Below are 19,989 nucleotides of genomic sequence, written 5' to 3' on the forward strand. Positions count from 1 at the left end.
GGTACCAGGTAGATTAATCGTGTGATTTTTTAAACTCAATAAGTCATCAATTCAAGGAAATTTCTCATGTCAGCTGACACATTAACGCTTGCCCAAATGCTCATTAGCCGTCGCTCTCTTACACCAACTGATGATGGTTGCCAGGAAATATTAATCAATCGACTCCAAAATATAGGATTTAACATTGAGCGCATGCGCTATGGTGAAGTAGATAATTTATGGGCGCGTCGAGGCATGGGTCAGCCAGTAGTCTGTTTTGCAGGTCATACTGATGTGGTGCCAACCGGTCCCCTTGCTCAATGGGAAAGCGATCCGTTCACACCGACAGTTCGAGACAATAAGCTTTATGGACGCGGGGCAGCTGATATGAAAACTTCCCTGGCTGCATGTGTGACTGCCATAGAACGTTTTGTCTCTACTTATCCAGATCATAAAGGTTCAATCACATTACTGATCACATCAGATGAAGAGGGTGTTGCTGTGGAGGGCACTGTTAAAGTGGTAGAAGTGCTGAAAGCACGTAGAGAATTGCTTGATTATTGTATTGTTGGCGAACCGACTTGCACTGATAAACTGGGAGATACTATTAAGAATGGACGGCGTGGCTCCTTATCAGGAAATTTAGTTATCAAAGGAGTACAGGGACATATTGCCTATCCCCACCTCGCCAAGAATCCTATTCATTTGGCTGCGCCCGCCATCGCTGAACTGGCCCAAACCGAATGGGATCAAGGTAACGAGTATTTTCCAGCTACGACATGGCATATTTCCAATATCCATGGTGGTACCGGGGCTACCAACGTTATTCCAGGTGAAGTGAATCTGTTATTTAATTTTCGCTTTTCAACCGCAAGCACGGTTGAGTCACTTAAGCAGCGAGTGCATGAAATTCTTGATCGACATGGTTTGAATTACGATTTGACATGGGAGCTTTCCGGTAAACCTTATCTTACCCCCAAAGGAGAATTAGCTGACGCGCTCAGCGCGGCGATTAAAAATGTAACAGCAATTGAGCCCCAGCTTTCCACCAGTGGTGGCACTTCCGATGGTCGGTTTATCGCGGACATTTGCTCTCAAGTGGTTGAATTTGGGCCGTGTAATGCCACTATTCACAAACTCAACGAGTACGTGGAGATAGAGGATATAGAGCGATTATCAGAGATTTACCAGCTAACTTTGGAGCGGTTATTGAGGTAATTGCACTGTTTCGAACTTTGATAGATGATAGAACGAGTTGCTTATTCAGGGTTTTTTTAGCAGCTTATTCTATCGCGCCCATCTCTAGTGCAAGACTGCGTGATTGTTCAGTTTCATCTTCGGTTGGTTCTGAGCCCAGCCAGCCCTGCAAGTGAGTGTAAGTTATATCACTCAATGCTTTAATCCAGTCTTGATGCTCATTGAGACAGGGAATGAAATGAAATTCCTGTCCACCCGCTTCAATGAAAGTTTTTTTTCCTTCAAGGGCGATTTCTTCCAGTGTCTCAAGGCAATCTGAAACAAAACCAGGACAAACCACATCCACTCGCTGCGTTTTTAACTTGCCTAATTCCTTGAGGGTCACAGCAGTATATGGTGTTAACCATTTCGCATTACCAAAACGCGATTGAAAACATACTTGATATTGTTCTGCATCCAGTTTCAGCGCTTCTGCCAGAAGCCTGCCAGTTTTCTGGCATTCACAGTGATAAGGATCCCCCTTATCTAGCGTTTTTCGCGGTACGCCGTGAAAACTGAAGATGAGTTTTTCAGATTTACCATGTTCAGCCCAATAATCACGAATATTTTGCGCTAGTGCAGCAATATAGCTCGGATTATCATGAAAATGCTTAACTATACGGATAGCCGGGATATTGCGCATTTTTTTCAGTTCCGAAAAAAGATTATCCATAGCCGATCCACTGCTGCTAGACGCATATTGCGGAAAAAGTGGGAGTACCAGGATTCGGTCACAACCGCGCTCTTTCATTCGTTGCAGTACATTCGCGATAGAGGGATTACCGATATTCATGGCAAATTCAACGATAGGGGCTGGTTTAATGCGCTCTTCCAGAGCATGCGCTAATAGTCTGGCTTGCTGCTCAGTATGAACTTTTAACGGAGAGCCTTCCGGCATCCAGATTTGCGCATATTTTTCAGCCGATTTTCTTGGGCGCGTATTAAGGATAATGCCATGCAATATGAACCGCCAGATCCAGCGAGGAAATTCGATAACTCTTGGGTCGCTGAGAAACTGTTTCAAATAAGGTTTTAGTGCTTTTGCAGTAGGTGCGTCAGGTGTTCCCAGATTGATCAGCAACACTCCAATTTTATTTAAGATTCCGTGTTGGTAGGCCGGTTCAGGTAACATGAATTTATTTATCTTTATCTTTGCTTAAACAGGTATACAGGTAATATCTGTCAATTTTGTGACAAGCCACTTGTGAGCAGTCTGGCAGTAATATCCACGATTGGAATAACACGCTCGTAAGCCATGCGCCTCGGGCCAATAACACCAACAGTTCCCACTACTTCTCCTTCTATTTCGTAAGGGGCAGTCACCACACTTACTTCATCCAATGCGTCAACATCCGATTCTCCACCAATGAAAATTTTTACACCATGGGCTTGGCGGCTCAATTCCATGAGCCGTAACAACTTGGTTTTACGCTCAAATAATTCAAAAAGTTTTTTTAAATTAGTCAAATTGTCAGAGAGATCTTTAACATCGAGCAGTTTATGTTCGCCTGTTAATACAACTGCTTCACTACTTTCACGAATGACATCACTGCTGATTTCAATTGCTGTGCTCATGAGGATTGTCATATCATAACGCAATTGCCTTAACTCTACTTGTAGACGGCTGCGGATTTCTTCCAGGGTGCAACCTGCATAGTGCTGATTGAGAAAATTACTTGCTTCGATCAAGTCTGATTGACTGTAAGAAGTTTCAGTAAAAATGATCCGATTCTGCACATCGCCTTCTGGCGTCACCATAATGAGCAGAATGCGCTTTTCAGATAATGCCATAAACTCTATATAGCGAAATACTATGCCACCTGACCGTTTAGGTGTAACAACTATTCCTGCAAACTGAGTCAATTCGGAGAGCAGTTGCGAAGCCACATTGATGAGCCTTGACGGATTATCTGGATGCATCTGGTTTTCCAGGTGAGATACCTCTTTACTATCCAAAGATTTGACGATCAACAAGCTATCGACAAAAAAGCGGTAACCCTTAGCGGTAGGTATCCGGCCAGCTGAGGTATGAGGGCTGGTGACATAACCCATTTCTTCAAGATCAACCATGACATTGCGAATAGTGGCAGGGCTAAGATCTAATCCAGAGAATTTAGAAAGCAACCGCGAACCCACCGGCTCGCCTTCATGAATATAGCGTTCGACCAGTGTCTTCAGTAAGATTTTGGTACGTTCATTAAGCATCTGTTTATTCTACACGATTCATCTTTGTGAAGAGTATATTCTGGGAGAAAAGCTCTATTTTCTTTAGTGGACGGTTATTTTAACAATAATTTTTTTACCTTTCAGATACGCTGCGTTAATATTTAGAATGTTTTCTAAAAACATTTGATATCTTAAATATAGATTTGTTTCCATGAGCGTATTTTTCAACAAAATTGCATTGATCGGTAAGCATAAGAATCCAGAAATTCTGGCGCCGTTATTGAGTCTGGCAGAGTATTTGGTTAGTCGTAATTTTGAAGTGGTACTTGACCAGTTGACTGCCTCACATCTTGGCAAAATTGACTACCCAGTGCTGACATTGGAAGAGATTGGCGCACAGGCTGATCTCGCCGTCGTATTGGGGGGAGACGGTACCATGCTTAACATTGCGAGGATTCTTGCGCCGTTTAATGTGCCATTGGTTGGGGTCAATCAAGGACGGCTTGGTTTTCTGACCGATTTGACAGTTGATACCATGATAGAAACGCTTGGCGCTATGCTGGATGGGCAGTTTGTTATGGAAGAACGCATGCTGCTATCTGCAGAAGTATTACGAAATGAGGTAAGTGTATTCAGAGCGTTAGCATTTAATGATGTGGTGGTTCATCGAGGTATCAGCAGCGGCATGATTGAGTTTGAAGTACGCATCAATGGTGAATATGTCTATTCATTACGCTCTGATGGCCTGATTGTAGCAACCCCCACTGGTTCAACGGCTTATGCGCTTTCTTCAGGGGGACCTATTTTACATCCCAGCCTTGATTTGATTGAGTTAGTCCCGGTATGCCCCCATACTTTGAGTAATCGTCCTATCGTGGTCGAACCGGATGCAATGATCGAAATCAAGGTACTTTATACTACTGAAACTAAAATATACGCGGATAGTCATTCCTGGTTTGATTTGGGGGAGCATGACAGGATTATCGTGCGGCGTTTCTCTGAGAGAGTCAAATTGTTACATGCGGTCAATCATAGTTACTATCGTATGCTGCGAGAGAAGTTTGGCTGGAGTGAAATTCCCCAAAAAGATCAATGATGATGGGCAGGTATGTTGATTCATTTGACGATTCGTGATTTTGTGATTGTTGATTTGACTGAACTAACGTTTAGACCAGGCTTTACAGTTTTGACCGGTGAAACAGGGGCAGGGAAATCAATCCTGATTGATGCCTTGATGCTTGCATTGGGAGAACGTGGTGATGTGGGGCAGATTCGGCATGGTTGTGAACGCGCAGAAATCATTGCCGAGTTTGATATCAGCCATGTTCCAAGTGTCCAGGATTGGTTGCAAGAAAATGATCTTCAGGCTGATCCTGGCAGTTGTTTACTTCGTCGTATCTTCGACACTCATGGGCGTTCACGCAGCTATATCAATGGCTGTTCTGTAACCTTGCAGCAGCTTCGTATCATTGGGGATCAGCTAGTTGATATTCATGGGCAGCATGCACATCAATCTTTGTTACGGAGTGATATGCAGCGGGACTTACTGGATAGCTATGCTGGTAACAGTCAGTTAGCCAAGGCGGTTGCAGCTGCTTTTCAGCATTGGCAGCAATTACATCAGCAACGTCTTAAATGGGAACAGAATGCAGCTCTATTTTTACAGGAGCGTGAGCAGCTGGAATGGCAACTTCAGGAACTTTCTGCACTGAATTTTTCAATAGAAGGGTGGCAAGCATTACAGGCTGATCATAATCGCTTGTCTCATATGGCAAATTTGTTGGAAACAGCCGAATCCAGTTTGGAAATATTATCCGAGAGTGAATCCGCTGCATTGGGGCAGCTTCATGTTGTGCTCACTCGTCTGCGTTATTTCCTGGATTATGATAGTGATCTTAAGTCTCCTTATAATTTATTGGAAACTGCCCAGGTTCAGCTGCAGGAAGCAGTATACGAATTGAAACACTACCAACAGCGACTCGATCTTGATCCGCAAAGTTTGCATATTACCGAGGAGAGAATTGCAGTCATTCATGCCTTAGCTCGAAAATATCGTATTTCTCCAGAGGAGATACCTGATTTATTGTATAGAACAACACAACGCTTGCAGGAACTTGGAGTTAATGCAGATGGGGACAGCCTTGCTGAAGCTGCTTCATCGGCAAAGAAAGCCTATGATGAGCTTGCTCAGACACTCACCATAGCACGGCACAAAGCGGCTGAAACGTTGGCACATCAGGTAACTGAAGCGATGCAGACGCTGGCAATGGCAGGAGGTTGTTTTAATATCATGCTGACCCCTTATAATCAAGGCAATGCGCATGGGCTTGAGCAGATTGAATTCCAAGTTTCGACACATCGGGGGGTACCCCCACGCCCGCTGGCAAAAGTTGCTTCAGGGGGTGAATTATCACGTATCAGTCTAGCGCTACAAGTGATGACGAGTCAGGTAGGTACAGCGCCAACCCTGGTCTTTGATGAAGTGGATGCAGGGATTGGAGGGCGGGTTGGTGAAATTGTTGGCAGACTTCTTAAGCAGTTAGGCAAAACGCGTCAGGTACTCTGTATTACCCATTTAGCTCAGGTGGCCTCGATGGGAGATCAGCACTGGCAAGTCTTCAAAACACCTGAGTCAACTGCTGACAAAACAGTGTTTAGCTCTATCCGCGCACTGGATGAGCAGGAGCGGGTAGAGGAAATAGCGCGTATGCTAGGGGGGATGAATATTACTGCCACGACCCGCAAGCATGCTGCGGAAATGCTGCAGGAAAATAAGAAGTTATCCTGATAAATCATACACATTTAGCCATAGTCAATCCTAATATTGCGATTCGCACCATATTCTCAGTACTATGGCCTGGGATCTCATAATTCTTAGGCAACCACCTGAAATTTTCCAGTCAAGCAAAGGTTCGCTCTACGATCAAAAGCCAGCGCTAACCGACTTATTCCATTTCCAAATCAAGCATGACGCAAGAGCGAGCCGTAGACAGTATAAACAATACGGCAAGGAGAAACTGACCAAGTCAGGTTTGATTTAGAAATGAAGTAACAAAAAAACAGACCGCGATCTAGAAATATCAAGATCGCGGTCTGCGTATCTTCAGAAAATAAGACCCACTTTATATGACATTAAGTGGGGTGCCAATTATTTAATTTAATTGACTCTCATAATTTGCGATAACAGAAAGTATCGTTTCTCTCGCACCAATTGCTTTATCAATACCCTTCTGCTTACTAGCTTCTTTTAAATCCTGCAGCGCATTTTCCATTTTTACACGGTCTAACGAGCCTAAACGCAATTGCAGATCTGGAAGAAATATATTGGCATAAAGGGATAATCTTTCGGCTGCCAGCATAGCTTGATTTCTGTCAGTCTCAAATGCCAATTCAACCTCTTTTAAGCTATTTTTAACTTGACCAATTGTTCCTTTGCTTATTTCGCTTACGATTTCATTTGCGACCACATTTGCTAAATCTCCGGTCAATTGGGTTTTGATGCGACTACTACCAGCAGGATTGGTTGGTGAGATGAATCCTTCCGCAATACGATAAAAGAATTCGCCCTCAATCTGTTTTTCCCTTGCTTCATCGATCTCTCTGTCTCTGTTTGAAATAATTCCTTCTACTTCGCGCAAAACACCAATCAAGAAACTTCTGGCAAGTGGCATGATGATATTTTCACGTGCGAGTGCAAGATTTGTTTGATCATCTGCGCTTTTTTTACTCAGTGCTTCTTTACCACGAGTAAATGCCCATGTTATTTGATCATCCAGATCAGGGTTACTGCCAGATTCGATGGACTGTTTATCTGCTGTAAGTACCTTGTTTTCTTTGCCTGCCGTACTAATAATTGCGAGATAGGCAGCATAAGCCCGGTCCCACTCAAGTTCCAGCTCGTCAGTTGACAGATTATCAAAAGCGTCCACTGCTAACGTTATCCGGTTATAGACAGCCAGTGCGAAAACGCGTTGTAAAGTTTTATCAATGGCTTGGGCAGCTAATGCAGTATGATTACCACTTCTGATAAATTCTATGGCGGTTAATATATCGTTATTCATCGATAATCCATAGATATCGTCAACCAATTGCGTTAGCTGCTGTAAATCTCCTTCATATTCTGCAGCAATTGCATCGGCGCTCATGGGAGTCTGGTTACGCAATTCACTGATAGCTTTAAAGGATGAAACTGCACCATCAACGATTAAGCTTGTGTCGTTTGTTTTATTATATTTAGTAAGCTTAAGTTGGTTCTCATAGCTGGCAAGAATCGTTGAAATGGCTTGACGCGCTTCTGCTGATTTAGGCTCACTGTTTTCACTGCTGGCACTTAGCAGATTATTTAAAGCATTCTCGAAATTGCTACGTACATCTGCGCCTAGGCGTAGCTCTAGATCCGGCAGAAGGATATTAGCAAAATAAAGCGCTCCTGCAGCTTCTGCCATCGCATGAGCGCGATCTTTGCCAATATTGTCTTCTTGGCCTTTCATTTCAGCTTTTACTCGTCCAATAAATCCTTTGTTTAATTCACTCACTATTTCATCTGCTGTAATTTCTGAAGGATTACCCGTCAGCTGGCTTTTTATGAGCAAGTTACCTACTGGATTATCTCTCGCGACAAGTGATTCAATAATACGATAGAAAATTTCGCCTTCTTTCTGTTCTATGGCTGTAGTTTCCGGATCACTATCCCTGTTCTTAAGAACACCCGCCACTTCACGTAAAACCCCATTGTAATATGCACGGGTTAATGACATTCTGGTCGCGTAGCGCTCAATGCCAAAGTTAGCAAAATCTTCGGCTGGATTATTTTTATTTAATGTATTCCTAATCCGGTCAAAGGATTCATTTATTACAATGTCTAATCCTGAATTGGTGCCTTCCACTAAAGACTGTCTATCAGCAGTAAGAATTTGATTGGCTCTTTGAGCAGCTCCAATAATAGCTTGAAACGATGCCGCTGCTTCATCCAATATTTGATTTAATGCTTCAGTCGTTGCAGTTTCAAATTGATCTCGTATTGCAGCAATACGATTAAAAATTACTTGATAAAAAACACGCTGCAAAGTCTTATCGATCACCTGACCTGCTAGTTTTTGTTCATTTTGTTGATTGTTCTTTTTGATATCATCAATTGCAGCCAAAATATCGCTATTCAGACTTAATTTGTTGGCAGTATCAACTTCCTGCACAAGAGTCTGTAACGCACCGGCATAAGCACTTGCAATGGCATCTGCATTAATGGGTGTTTCTTTTCGTAATGTACCAATAGTCTTGAAAGCAGAAACAGCCGTTGCAATAGCCTCTTTGTTAGAGGTTGTTGCGGCATGCGCTGTTGCGCTCTCAATATCTAGCACAATAGCACTTCCATACAGAATCAAGAAACTGCTTAAGATGATTATGAATCTTGAAAAAAGCTTCATATAAACCCCTCTTTTTGAAAAAAAATAAAAACATTAATAATGGTACAAATGATAATTATTATTATTTGATCTATTAAATATCTCTTTAAGTTTGTATTCTCCCTAGAATTAATAATAATTGCTACAGAATTGTTACAGTTATCGAATTAAAAATTAGCTATAAGAGATGCACGAACTGCAATAGGGGACCCCGGCAGAATATTATTGTTATTTTGAACTGATGCAAAATAATTTACATCGAATAAATTTTCTATATTGAGTTGCGCACGTACTTTTTTACTTAGTTGACCAAATAATGCCGCATCGACGCGTGTAAAATCCGGGATGACGACTGTGTTATCAGTTGAAGCAAACAGGCTGCTACGATAAATTACGCCTACTGCTGCACCGAATTTAGGAATGAAATCGTATCGGCTCCAAATTGAAAAAGTATTGCGTGGGAGCTCGGCAACCACGTTTCCTTTTGGTGCTCCGACCTGCGAACTGGTAATTTCTCCAGTTTGATAAGCATAGCCGCCCATCACACTCCAGTTTTGAGTTAGTTGACCATTTATACCTACTTCGACGCCTTCAGTGCGTTGTCCTTTGGTTAAAAAAGATCTGGATGAGTCATTGGGATCTACCGTGATGACATTGGTTCGATCTACTCGAAACGCTGCGGCAGTCAATGATAGGTCAGGGCGAATATCCCATTTGAAACCCACTTCCAAATTCGTAAATTTTTCGGGCTTGAGTACATCAGTGGTCACGGTCAATGAAGTTAATTGCTCTCCTGCTCGTGGCACGAACGCTTGACTAAAGCTCGTATAAATTGAAAGCGGTTCGATCGGCTTGAAAATTAAACCAATACGTGGTGATAACAAGCCATCCTTGGTTGTCAGATGAGCTTGTTCAGCATTTCTTTGCTGGAAATCTACTTCAAAAAGATCATACCGCACGCCGGCAACAGCTTGTAGCTGAGGTAAGAATTCAATTTGATCTTGAAAATAAAACGATGTGATATTAACTTTGCTGTGATTATTCGCGTCACCCTCTGTGTTAATAAATGTAATGGGTACATTCGTAATAGGATTACTGAGAGGAACGCGGAAGCTGGCTCCTCTAGAAGAAAGATCATTATTAAAAAATCCGGTTTCCCGCCTGTTATCAGTTATCTGTTGGCCAATTTCTATGCCGGCTAGGAGTGTGTGTGCGATAGGTCCTGTTTCAAGTGAATACAGCAAATTTGTTTGATTAAAAATATTCTGACGGTCAGTTGCATTATTATAGGCGCCAAGCGGTACCCGTCCTGCAAAAGCGGGGCCGGCAGCAAATACATTTTCGTAAAACTTATCGAATTGAGCATAATTGGTTTGATTGCGCAGGATTAATCCGAAGTCGAATTTATGTTCAATCAGAGAGTTAAACGACAGTACTTCAATATTGGAATGGCTTCGGTTTGGATCTCCAAAAAATTGTGATCTTTTAACATCTACCGGACGATCCCCGAAAGAAGGAATCCCACGATCAGCGGTACGATCGTCATGGTATCGTTCCATGTTTAAAACGACTTTAGTGCGATTAGTAGGTTTGATGGTTACTGTGGGGGAAATGCCGAGCCGATTCGATTCTACTCCGTCTCGAAAACTTCCTGCATTTTCAAATACACCATTCACTCGTAAAGCAACTTGATCATGAATTGGCTGGTTGATGTCGGCGGTTAATCTTTTTAGATCAAAAGAGCCTCCCTGGAAAGAGAATTCACGAATGGGATTCCAGCCTGCCTGCTTTGTTACGCGGTTAAGGACTCCGCCAGAGCCACCGCGCCCAAAAATCATTCCATTCGCTCCTTTCAATACTTCAATTCGTTCGATGTTATAGAGATCACGAAGATATTGAGCATCATCACGCATGCCATCGACAAAAAAATCGCCAGTTGAACGATTGCCCCGAAATACCAAGGCATCGCGATTTCCCTCACCTTCCGATATACCGACACCCGGTACATAACGCACAGCATCGCTTATACTTCGTATTGATTGATCTTTAATCACACCTTCTGTAACGACGGAAATTGATTGAGGCACATCACGTAACAGAGTGTTAGTCTTGGTTGCTGTGATGCTGCTGGTAGCCAGATAGCGACTTGTCTCGGGGTCAGCTGTTATCTGTATCGAAGGTAGGGTAGTGACAACTGGACTGAGAGCAGACTCGGTAGATAATTTAACGAGTGTAAACCCATCGGCATGCGATACTGGCTGCAATTCAGTACCACTGAGTAATCGATCTAATGCGGTGTGGATCTCATAACTACCCGCTAATCCCTGTGTTGTTTTACCCTGTATAACAGCATCATCAAAAAAAACTTTTACTCCCGATTGATTTGAAAATTGGGTGAGTGCATTTTCCAGAGAACCGGCGGGAATATTGTAAGATCGTGTGGCAGATTTTGTAATTTCTGGCGATTCGGCAAAAACAATGTCTGGTAAGAAAGTAATGGTAAATATTGAAAAGAATAAGATCGCATATATAAAAAAGCGATTAAATCGTATGCTCTTATATCTGGTTCGTGCTAGGAATAAAATATCTATCCATTCCAGTTGAACAATAAAAGTTTTAAAACTTGGGGTATATATCATTGTTTCTAATACGATTAATCAAAATCAAATCAAAGATCGAGTTGCAGAAGAAGAAGGGAGGGAATATTCGATAAGGGCTTGATCATGTCATGCCACTGGTAGTTTAATACCAGCGACAGACAAAAATTTACATTTGGCTTTGTAACCAGTTCTGAATACCAACCTTTTGCATAACATCTAATTGTGTTTCCAACCAATCGATATGTTCTTCTGTATCTTCAAGAATATGTTCAAAAATTTCTCGCGAAACATAATCATGAGTTGTTTCACAGGCAGCAATCGCACCAAGAATAAGATACGCTCAATAAGTTTGTCAGCGTGTTTCATTTCCTCGATAGATTCATTATATTCATGCTCGCTGAGTTTGTTAGATCCCCACTCTTTATACATCCGGGCATGGAGAAAATACTGATTAATCGCGGTTAATTCATGTAATAGCTGACGATTTAACCAATTAATAATATCTGCATTCCCTTTCATAATTGCTTCCTTGGACGAGTTGACTCGTAAAGACGAGTAGGGTTAGGTGCCAGGGGATTGGCTCGGAGTTTCTCGTCCTAACGCTTGATCGAGCACCCTTTTTGCGTGGCAGGCACAGATTCCACACTGCTCGGCAATACTCAGACTAGCTTTAAGATCACGCATCCGTTCAGCGCCTTGAAGAACAGCTTCACGAATTGCATGATCAGTAACCCCCTTGCAGACACAAATATACATGAAACAAGCCTTTTGTCGATTGGTTTGAAAGTTGCCTACGCTAACAGATATATAATAAATAATATCGTTAATGAGAATAATTCTTAATTATATTCATATTGATGGAGAATGCAAGTAGTGATGAACAAGGAGTGTTTTTTTTGCTGATAGTTCTGAAAACAAACCGATAAAATCACCTGAGTTCTTATCTTTTCCGATTATTAGCTGATTTATAATCAGTCGCTATTATGAACATTTAGACTAGAATAAATCGTGGAAATTTGTTTTGTTGCGCCTTATCATTGCAAATGCATTCCCATCGTGCAAAGCATTGGATCGTTGTGCATGGAATGGTAAAGGGGATACGTAAGAATGGTAGTTATCTTGTCGGTGAGAATGAGTCGACTTATATATCCTTTGGCATCCGCTGTGTTTGGAGAATCTTGGCCGCCTACCGCTGGAAATGATCGAAGTTAAATCTGGCTCTTATTTGGGAGAAGGTGACATTGTCCGTTTTGAGGACAACTATGGGTGAAACGAGAGCTGAGATTGAACTCCATTCAAGATTTTCAGGACTTTAAAAAAAACGTTACAACATATATATTCCTTTCCGCAGAGTTTTGAGAATATCCTGAGCAAAGCTGTTTTCTTTATTTCAAAAACAATTGAATACAATGGTTAAAGTATAATATTGCTTTTTCCATTGGTAAGATTAATGGAGATGATGATGCCTATTTATGAATATATTTGCCACTCTTGTGGTTTAGAGAAAGAACATTTGCAAAAAATGAGTGATTCACCCATTGAGAATTGTCCTGAATGCGGAAGTAGTCATTATGTTAAGCAGATTTCTGCTGCTGGCTTTCAATTGAAGGGGAGTGGTTGGTATGTTACAGATTTTAAGAATAAACCAACGTCTGAAACCAAATCAAAGTCAGAAACAAAATCAAAATCAGAAACCAAGAGCGAAAGTACAACCTCATCTACTGCTGCATCGGAGTGATTCGGCAGTATTTTCGCATCATTACCTTGATTGATATGGCTAGTAGTTTGATCATACGTGCAATTAAATTGAAACCTTTTCACTAACAACTGTGTTGAATTTGTGGATGCTCCTAATTTTCCTTATATAAAACCAATACAATATGCGTACTAACTATTGCGGCATCATTAATACTCGCTATCTGAATCAAACTGTTACGCTTTATGGGTGGGTCCATCGTCGACGTGATCATGGTGGGGTAATTTTTATTGATTTACGTGATCGTGAAGGCATCGTTCAAGTTGTCTGTGATCCCGTAAATGTGAATACTTTTCAGATTGCGGAAAAAATTCGTAATGAATTTGTGCTTAAAATAACTGGAATAGTACGCCACCGTCCAGAAGGGACGGTCAATCTGGCTCTCCAAACTGGCGAGGTGGAAGTGCTGGTGGACATGATTGAAATTCTTAATCCCTCGCTGACACCACCATTCCAGATGGATGAGGAAAATTTAAGTGAAGCGATCCGTCTGGAGTATCGATATCTTGATCTGCGCCGCCCAGTCATGCAGAAAAACTTGCGCTTGCGCCATAAAGTCACCATGGCGGTACGTTCATTTCTTGATCAAGAAGGATTCATCGATGTAGAAACACCGATGCTGACCAAATCAACACCAGAGGGTGCACGAGATTATTTAGTTCCTTCGCGTGTCAATGACGGTCATTTCTTTGCACTTCCCCAATCTCCCCAGTTATTCAAACAGCTTCTGATGGTGTCTGGGTTTGATCGCTATTACCAGATTACTCGCTGTTTTCGTGACGAGGATTTGCGTGCGGATCGTCAACCGGAATTTACTCAGATTGATATTGAGACCTCTTTTCTCAATGAAAGTGAAATCATGGCATTGATGGAAGGGATGATTCGCAATCTGTTCCGTGAAGCAATCGGTATCGACTTGCCAGATCCTTTTCCTCGATTGAGTCATGAGGAAGCCATGTTTAAGTATGGCTCCGACAAACCGGATTTGCGCATACCCTTGGTATTCACTGAGCTGACCGACCTGATGCAAGATGTCCCTTTCCAGGTATTTCGTGATGCTGCCCAGAAACCGGATGGGCGCGTAGCAGCCTTGCGCATTCCGAAAGGTAGTGAATTGTCTCGCAAGGAAATCGACGATTACACCCAATTTGTCGCTATTTATGGGGCAAAGGGTTTGGCTTATATCAAAATTAACAGTCTGGAAAAAGGAATGGAAGGATTGCAATCCCCCATCCTGAAATTCTTGCCTGAAACAGTTGTAAATGCTGTGTTGGAACGTAGTGGTGCACAAGATGGTGATCTTGTGTTTTTTGGTGCAGACAAGGCCAAGGTCGTTAACGATGCATTAGGTGCGTTGCGAGTCAAGATTGGTCATGAACGCGGATTGATTGGTTCTGAGTGGAAACCATTATGGGTGGTCGATTTCCCGATGTTCGAGTGGGATGAGGAAGAAAATCGCTGGAAAGCACTCCATCATCCGTTTACCTCCCCTGCAGATGGTCACGAAGATCTGCTCGTGACAGAACCTGGCAAAGCTTTATCCAAAGCCTATGATATGGTATTAAATGGGGTTGAAATTGGAGGGGGTTCTGTGCGGATCCATCGCCAGGATGTACAATCAAAAGTATTTAATGCACTGAATATCTCTGAGGGCGAGGCACGTGAAAAATTTGGCTTTCTGCTCAATGCTCTTCAATATGGCGCACCACCGCATGGTGGGATTGCATTTGGCCTTGATCGTGTTGTTGCCATGATGACGGGTGCCGAGTCGATCCGTGATGTGATTGCTTTCCCGAAAACACAGCGTGCACAATGCCTACTAACCCGTGCACCTAACGTGGTTGAAGAAAAGCAATTACGGGAACTGCATATTCGTCTTCGCAATCCTGTCGAGGTCGTTTCCTGGAGCTACTAATCGCAACAGTGCCTGTTTACAAAAAACCTGTCTCTGTTTTAGTTGTCATTCACACGGCCAATTTGCAGGTATTGTTGCTGGAGCGTGCAGATCATCCTGGGTATTGGCAATCTGTTACAGGTAGCCAGGATCAGGATGAAACATTGCTTCAAACTGCTATCAGGGAAGTCAAGGAAGAAACTGGTCTCGATGCAGCATGCTATGAGCTAACAGACTGGCATATACAAAATCAGTATGAAATTTTCCAGGAATGGCGCTGGCGATATGAGCCAGGTATAACTCACAATGCCGAGCATGTTTTTGGGCTAAAATTACCCAAAATCGTACCGATTAATATTGCTACACGCGAACACTTAAAAGCAATCTGGTTACCTTGGCAGGAAGCAGCTAAGAAAGTATTTTCCTGGAGTAACGCACAAGCTATCCGTATGTTGGGATCGGGCCGACAATAATGCCATACCAGTAATTTTTAGTATAAAATCTAGTGAATGGTTTGACAGAATGATCCGCATATTGGATATAGGGCAAGGGGAGCAACGCTACATAGCGAAAAAGTGGGGTTTAGTGCCGAGATTATGAGATACTGGATTTAATAAGTTACTCTTATATTTCAGGATAGACCCTTAACTAGCATGGAGAAGAGAAATATCTCCATGATTATATAAAGTTAAAGTCGACACCTGCTCAAGAATCTGTTTTTTGTTTCATTTTATTTTGTTTTTGCAGGTAATAAAGTATTTTATAATGCCGAATGAATTGATATAATAGCGAGCTTTGGGTCGTTAGCTCAGCCGGTAGAGCAGCGGACTTTTAATCCGTTGGTCGGCGGTTCGAATCCGCCACGACCTACCAATAAAATAAGGCACTTAGTCAGAAAATGACTTAGTGCCTTTTTCATTTCTGTATATAAGATAAGAGATTTTTTCGGTATAGAATCACTGATAGATAACATTATTATGTAAAACCCAGCCGTTTACATGAATTCCTTCAGGATCATGATGTGTCCAATGAATAACACCACCTTTATTATTCCATTCATATTCACCAAAAAATTCAATTTTGTCGTTTTGAGATAACGCAAAAATTCTTGGTGCTAAATCTATATTGTGGGTGATCAGTAGAGTCTGCTTTGATTTCAACTCGATGATAAATCTCTGATGACGACTACCATCAAGATCATCCGATAAAATGGAAATGACAATACCTGTTCCATAAACCTGTAAATTGCTTTTGCCATTTGCGAAAAGTTGAGCTAATAGTTCATCGCTATCAGTTTCTAATTCAACATAATCAGAAATTACTCCCGCTCTTAACAATCCATTAAAAACATTTCCATAGACATAGACTTCTTCACCTTTGGTGCCGATATAGTTGCCGGTGTTGGGATAATAACGGACTAAATACCCATCAAGAGTAGTGGTTGTTACTCCGGCAGGACTAAAATACTCAGGATAAGAAGCCTCAGCAAAATTAAACAACTTATTGCTATTGATTAAAAAGTTCTCAGCAGAAGATATTGCTGGAATTAATACCAGCAGTAGTAAAGTAATATATCTCATAGCTATGCTTTAATTCCCAATATGGTTAATTCACCAAAAATAAAAGATACATGTTTTTTCGAAGAAGCATGTATGTAAAACAATAAGCTCAGTAAGCTTGTTACGGCAGGTTTTTATGATGCTGTATTATTTCAATAAACATAAAAGCTTCACTCTTGTGCGTGGTATTAGATAACAGGCTGATTATGCCAGGCTGTTAAGGCGGGTCGTTGCAAGTCGGTTGCGTATTTCTCAATTAATCCCAAAGGAGAAAACGTGACAAATCTGACGAATATTGACGTGTATTGGCGAGTGTGGTCGGTATAAATATTAACAAAAACAGTTTGTTATAATGAATTCTCAGTCGATCGCGAGTTCAAGTTTCGTACGACCTACCAATAAAATAAGACACTTAGCCAGAACGTGGCTAAGTGCCTTTTTCATTTCTGTGTAAATTCTCGCGCAATTTGGTACTGTTTTGCACTTTATTTGGTACTAATGGTTGACTCTTTTAACGGGTAGATCGTCAATGTGTTCATCTTAACAATGAGGTCAAAATAAACACAGAACAAACGGCACTTACCCAAGACGAATTACTCTCCATTCAAATGCTTTCGCTCAAGTTAATCATCGCTGCTGCCAATGGTCCAATCGACCTCAACGTGATGGCTAGGAATGAGTTGGCTGGCCGTGATTAGATTTATCCGGCAAGTAGGTTGATTTTGAAAAAGTTCGTGAAATGCTTCATTGCTAGAAGTTACGAATTACCAGCTCAAGAAGCGGTAAATTAAGACAGAGTGCTGGAGTAGAATGGGGGGACAGACCACGGTTTATAACTAAGCGCTGTTAATTTGGAATCAATCGTGGTCTGTATCCTATCATCCGAAACCAGCTGCACTGGTTGGCTCCTTCCGCACTATGTGCTCTGGCGACCAGTTACTTCAAATATTAGGTACCGCACGATGTGCACTACAAAGAATATTAAAATAGTCGCCCCTGAAATACTATAGAAACTAGCATAAATATTGGCATTGAGGGATACTCAAAAGGTATGGAATTTGCCGGAATTAATACTATTGACCCCTAATTTCTGGTGAATTGATGAAGCCAAAGAAGCAAGAACCCACCCCCTGTGATGATCTTTTTCGCATGAGACTGGAGCAGATTACAGCATCCTTGGAACAAGTTCACAAACTAACGGGTATTGCGCCAAAGGAAGTTTATGTGGATCGGGGTTATAGAGGACACGCGGTGACGGATACGGTCAAAGTATGGATAGCAGGAGCCAGGCGCGGCGTCACGGTGGCGATCAAAAAAAGACTCCTGCACAACTTACCCGCTAGTCAAATAAATAACTAAAATGGCGATAAGTAAAAGACGGTTGGAGCAGAACATGCAGATGAGTTTCGGATCAATAGAATTGGCGCAACGTCTGAGGCAAGACAGTGTACTGATGAAGATTGATGTACTGATTGATTGGGAGAAGTTACGTCCTGGTCTTAGGGGTTTATACAAGCGCGAACTATCGAATGGTGGAGGGCAGGAACCATTTGACGCGCTGATGATGTTCAAGGCGATCCTGCTTGGTCAATGGCATAATTTGTCGGATGCTGCATTGGAACAAGCGCTGTGCGTGCGAATTGATTTTCTCCATTTTTGTGGTTTGTCCTTGTCGGATGTGATACCGGACGAAACGACCCTGTGCCGATTCCGTAACCGGCTGGTGGTCAACAACAAGCTGGATGGTCTTCTGGCCGATATCAATGAACAGATTCAATCACATGGTTTGATGGTCAAGGGAGCGATAGGCGCGGTGATTGATGCCACACTGATTGAGTCAGCGGCGCGTCCAAACAAGACTATCACGCTTGAAGTGGATGCTGAAGGCAAGACCGTTCAGTTTGAGGATGGTAGTCAGCCGGGTATTTCCTGTACCGAAAAGCAGAGTGCGGACCTGGATGCGGCCTGGCTGAAAAAAGGTAAGAAATCGTATTTTGGCTACCGGAGTTACCTGGTGGTCGATACGCAAGACGGTTATGTGCGTGGAGTACACACTGCCCCTGCCAACCAAAGCGAAATAATGCATTTCAAAGCAGCCATCGATGGCGCGCACATCAAGGCAAATCGGGTATATGCAGATAAAGGCTCAGCCAGCCATGCCAATCGGCAATATCTGAAAAAGCGTAAAATCAAGAGTGCGATCATGCACCGGGCGTACAAAAACAAACCACTCTCGGCACGGCAAAAGCTAGCCAATAAATTGATCAGCAAAAAACGTTATATCGTCGAACAGTGCTTTGGGACAGCCAAACGCCTATTCGGAATGGAGCGCGCCAGCTATTTCGGAACGGTAAAAGTCAATGCTCAAGTCTTGATGAAAAGTATTTGCATGAATCTGAAAAAAGCTGCCAACAAAATTTTTGTAGACGAGTCATTAAAGGGAGCAGTCCCTCTAAATAGGGCATAAGGGAAGGAATTCCCTAAAAAAAGAGCAAAACTTCACTTTTCTGCCAAAAAAAGAAGGTAAAACTGTCATTTGAAAATTTCTTTACACCACTACAATAAAATTTTAAGGGTTGTGCAGAGGTCTTAAAAAGAAGCTCAAGCGGCGCAGTGCGGTGGAGCCCGTGATCGGACATATGAAAAACGATGGGCGTCTGGGGAGAAACTTTTTGAAAGGCACAGCAGGCGATGCTATGAATGCCTTACTGTGCGGTGCTGGCTATAACTTGCGCAAGATTCTGCGCCAACTGGCGCTTTTGTGTGCTCGTTTGGGAATCAATATTAATCGGCTATTGATTGGCAATATGCCTAACCTACAACTTAGTAGTTGAGAAAAAGGGTTTTTCAGGGACGACTAATTAAGTAATAAGGATTTAAGATCACCTTTCTAGACTGGCAGATTAATCCTGATAGTCTAGAACCATGATAATAATCTGATTGTTTTAGAGCAACTACTAAACTGTTGCAATTGCAATCAAACTTAATGGGTTAGGCAAAAAAGAATTAAAGCCGCAAAGTTTAAGATCTTCTTCTATCCAATGTGATCGATGATTTTCTAAAGGATTTGCAGATACTTCTTGCTCGATAAACTCTTTGGGAGTGCTTATATAGCATAACCAGATAATTTTGATTATAATGCAAGGATGGCATATTCATTGGATTTTCGCCGTAAAGTGTTATCTGTTCGAGAGAAAGAAGGACTTACGATAGCCGAGGTGGCAGCGCGGTTTGATGTGGGTATAGCAAGCGTTGTTCGCTGGATCAAGCATGTTGATCGCAAACCTCAAGGGTTTCGCAAACGCAAGATTGATCTTGATGTATTGCGGCAGGATATTCTCGATTATCCCGATGCCTGTCAGTACGAGCGAGCAAAACGTTTGGGCGTGGCGCAGAA

15 protein-coding genes, 1 tRNA gene and 3 pseudogenes are annotated in these 19,989 nt (G+C 42.2%); 12 read left to right on the top strand and 7 right to left on the bottom strand.

The window, feature by feature from the left end; translation table 11 throughout:
* The first annotated feature begins 66 nt into the window (after positions 1 to 66).
* The gene (gene dapE / locus BLV54_RS08225) at positions 67 to 1,197 is read left to right on the top strand and encodes a succinyl-diaminopimelate desuccinylase (RefSeq protein ID WP_090570440.1); all 1,131 of its coding nucleotides are present in this window, start codon (positions 67 to 69) and stop codon (positions 1,195 to 1,197) included.
* Between the two features lie 64 nt (positions 1,198 to 1,261).
* Here the strand turns inward: dapE and hemH are convergent, their stop codons facing one another.
* Positions 1,262 to 2,347: a ferrochelatase gene (hemH, locus tag BLV54_RS08230; protein WP_090570443.1), complete on the bottom strand. Its 1,086-nt coding sequence runs from the start codon at positions 2,345 to 2,347 to the stop codon at positions 1,262 to 1,264.
* Between the two features lie 50 nt (positions 2,348 to 2,397).
* Positions 2,398 to 3,420, bottom strand: coding sequence for a heat-inducible transcriptional repressor HrcA (gene hrcA, locus BLV54_RS08235; RefSeq protein ID WP_090570447.1), 1,023 nt, complete (start codon positions 3,418 to 3,420; stop codon positions 2,398 to 2,400).
* A 172-nt stretch (positions 3,421 to 3,592) separates the two neighbouring features.
* Between hrcA and BLV54_RS08240 the strand changes: the two genes are divergently transcribed.
* On the top strand, positions 3,593 to 4,477 hold the full coding sequence (locus tag BLV54_RS08240) for an NAD kinase (protein WP_090570450.1): 885 nt from the start codon (positions 3,593 to 3,595) through the stop codon (positions 4,475 to 4,477).
* 12 nt (positions 4,478 to 4,489) lie between these two features.
* Positions 4,490 to 6,169 carry a DNA repair protein RecN gene (recN, locus tag BLV54_RS08245; RefSeq protein ID WP_090570453.1) on the top strand — a complete coding sequence of 560 codons (1,680 nt, stop codon included), beginning with the start codon at positions 4,490 to 4,492 and terminating at the stop codon, positions 6,167 to 6,169.
* 364 nt (positions 6,170 to 6,533) lie between these two features.
* Here the strand turns inward: recN and BLV54_RS08255 are convergent, their stop codons facing one another.
* From BLV54_RS08255 to BLV54_RS08270, 4 genes and pseudogenes are all read right to left on the bottom strand, one after another.
* Complete coding sequence (locus tag BLV54_RS08255) at positions 6,534 to 8,738, bottom strand: hypothetical protein (protein WP_256329288.1); 2,205 nt, start codon at positions 8,736 to 8,738, stop codon at positions 6,534 to 6,536.
* A 212-nt stretch (positions 8,739 to 8,950) separates the two neighbouring features.
* Positions 8,951 to 11,422, bottom strand: a complete 2,472-nt coding sequence (locus BLV54_RS08260) for a TonB-dependent siderophore receptor (protein ID WP_090570461.1) — start codon at positions 11,420 to 11,422, stop codon at positions 8,951 to 8,953.
* 127 nt (positions 11,423 to 11,549) lie between these two features.
* A pseudogene (locus BLV54_RS08265) lies at positions 11,550 to 11,902 on the bottom strand (bacterioferritin).
* Positions 11,903 to 11,944: 42 nt separating this feature from the next.
* Positions 11,945 to 12,139: a (2Fe-2S)-binding protein gene (locus tag BLV54_RS08270; protein WP_090570464.1), complete on the bottom strand. Its 195-nt coding sequence runs from the start codon at positions 12,137 to 12,139 to the stop codon at positions 11,945 to 11,947.
* A gap of 272 nt (positions 12,140 to 12,411) precedes the next feature.
* Here BLV54_RS08270 and cpsB point away from each other — a divergent pair.
* From cpsB to BLV54_RS08295, 5 genes and pseudogenes are all read left to right on the top strand, one after another.
* Positions 12,412 to 12,653: pseudogene (gene cpsB, locus BLV54_RS08275) on the top strand (mannose-1-phosphate guanylyltransferase/mannose-6-phosphate isomerase); the annotation flags it as partial.
* A 192-nt stretch (positions 12,654 to 12,845) separates the two neighbouring features.
* Positions 12,846 to 13,121 carry an FmdB family zinc ribbon protein gene (locus BLV54_RS08280; RefSeq protein ID WP_090570467.1) on the top strand — a complete coding sequence of 92 codons (276 nt, stop codon included), beginning with the start codon at positions 12,846 to 12,848 and terminating at the stop codon, positions 13,119 to 13,121.
* Between the two features lie 142 nt (positions 13,122 to 13,263).
* Positions 13,264 to 15,054, top strand: a complete 1,791-nt coding sequence (aspS, locus tag BLV54_RS08285; protein WP_090570469.1) for an aspartate--tRNA ligase — start codon at positions 13,264 to 13,266, stop codon at positions 15,052 to 15,054.
* An 8-nt stretch (positions 15,055 to 15,062) separates the two neighbouring features.
* Positions 15,063 to 15,506 (top strand): dihydroneopterin triphosphate diphosphatase, encoded by a 444-nt coding sequence (gene nudB / locus BLV54_RS08290; RefSeq protein WP_090570471.1) that lies wholly within the window; start codon positions 15,063 to 15,065, stop codon positions 15,504 to 15,506.
* 324 nt (positions 15,507 to 15,830) lie between these two features.
* Positions 15,831 to 15,906, top strand: a tRNA-Lys gene (locus BLV54_RS08295).
* 83 nt (positions 15,907 to 15,989) lie between these two features.
* Here BLV54_RS08295 and BLV54_RS08300 read toward each other — a convergent pair.
* Complete coding sequence (locus tag BLV54_RS08300; RefSeq protein ID WP_090570474.1) at positions 15,990 to 16,613, bottom strand: DUF3465 domain-containing protein; 624 nt, start codon at positions 16,611 to 16,613, stop codon at positions 15,990 to 15,992.
* Between the two features lie 1,080 nt (positions 16,614 to 17,693).
* On the opposite strand from BLV54_RS08300, the gene BLV54_RS08305 reads away from it, so the two are divergent.
* The 4 genes and pseudogenes from BLV54_RS08305 to BLV54_RS08320 all read left to right on the top strand — a co-directional run.
* Positions 17,694 to 17,951, top strand: a complete 258-nt coding sequence (locus BLV54_RS08305) for a hypothetical protein (protein ID WP_090570477.1) — start codon at positions 17,694 to 17,696, stop codon at positions 17,949 to 17,951.
* 34 nt (positions 17,952 to 17,985) lie between these two features.
* Positions 17,986 to 19,059 carry an IS5 family transposase gene (locus BLV54_RS08310; RefSeq protein WP_090570481.1) on the top strand — a complete coding sequence of 358 codons (1,074 nt, stop codon included), beginning with the start codon at positions 17,986 to 17,988 and terminating at the stop codon, positions 19,057 to 19,059.
* Between the two features lie 106 nt (positions 19,060 to 19,165).
* A pseudogene (locus tag BLV54_RS08315) lies at positions 19,166 to 19,426 on the top strand (transposase); the annotation flags it as partial.
* A gap of 312 nt (positions 19,427 to 19,738) precedes the next feature.
* A partial coding sequence (locus tag BLV54_RS08320; protein WP_090567858.1) for an IS630 transposase-related protein occupies positions 19,739 to 19,989 on the top strand: 251 nt, incomplete at its 3' end.

Origin of the sequence: Nitrosomonas sp. Nm33, from assembly GCF_900107265.1 — a bacterium.
Taxonomy (GTDB): Bacteria; Pseudomonadota; Gammaproteobacteria; order Burkholderiales; family Nitrosomonadaceae; genus Nitrosomonas.

What these genes read in the sequence shown, in the direction of transcription:
- BLV54_RS08270 (WP_090570464.1), bottom strand. Translation starts at nt 12,139, where the DNA reads ATGTATATTTGTGTCTGCAAGGGGGTTACTGATCATGCAATTCGTGAA.
- BLV54_RS08280 (WP_090570467.1), top strand. Translation starts at nt 12,846, where the DNA reads ATGCCTATTTATGAATATATTTGCCACTCTTGTGGTTTAGAGAAAGAA.
- aspS (WP_090570469.1), top strand. Translation starts at nt 13,264, where the DNA reads ATGCGTACTAACTATTGCGGCATCATTAATACTCGCTATCTGAATCAA.
- hrcA (WP_090570447.1), bottom strand. Translation starts at nt 3,420, where the DNA reads ATGCTTAATGAACGTACCAAAATCTTACTGAAGACACTGGTCGAACGC.
- BLV54_RS08305 (WP_090570477.1), top strand. Translation starts at nt 17,694, where the DNA reads ATGAAGCCAAAGAAGCAAGAACCCACCCCCTGTGATGATCTTTTTCGC.
- recN (WP_090570453.1), top strand. Translation starts at nt 4,490, where the DNA reads ATGTTGATTCATTTGACGATTCGTGATTTTGTGATTGTTGATTTGACT.
- BLV54_RS08260 (WP_090570461.1), bottom strand. Translation starts at nt 11,422, where the DNA reads ATGATATATACCCCAAGTTTTAAAACTTTTATTGTTCAACTGGAATGG.
- hemH (WP_090570443.1), bottom strand. Translation starts at nt 2,347, where the DNA reads ATGTTACCTGAACCGGCCTACCAACACGGAATCTTAAATAAAATTGGA.
- BLV54_RS08300 (WP_090570474.1), bottom strand. Translation starts at nt 16,613, where the DNA reads ATGAGATATATTACTTTACTACTGCTGGTATTAATTCCAGCAATATCT.
- dapE (WP_090570440.1), top strand. Translation starts at nt 67, where the DNA reads ATGTCAGCTGACACATTAACGCTTGCCCAAATGCTCATTAGCCGTCGC.
- BLV54_RS08310 (WP_090570481.1), top strand. Translation starts at nt 17,986, where the DNA reads ATGCAGATGAGTTTCGGATCAATAGAATTGGCGCAACGTCTGAGGCAA.
- BLV54_RS08240 (WP_090570450.1), top strand. Translation starts at nt 3,593, where the DNA reads ATGAGCGTATTTTTCAACAAAATTGCATTGATCGGTAAGCATAAGAAT.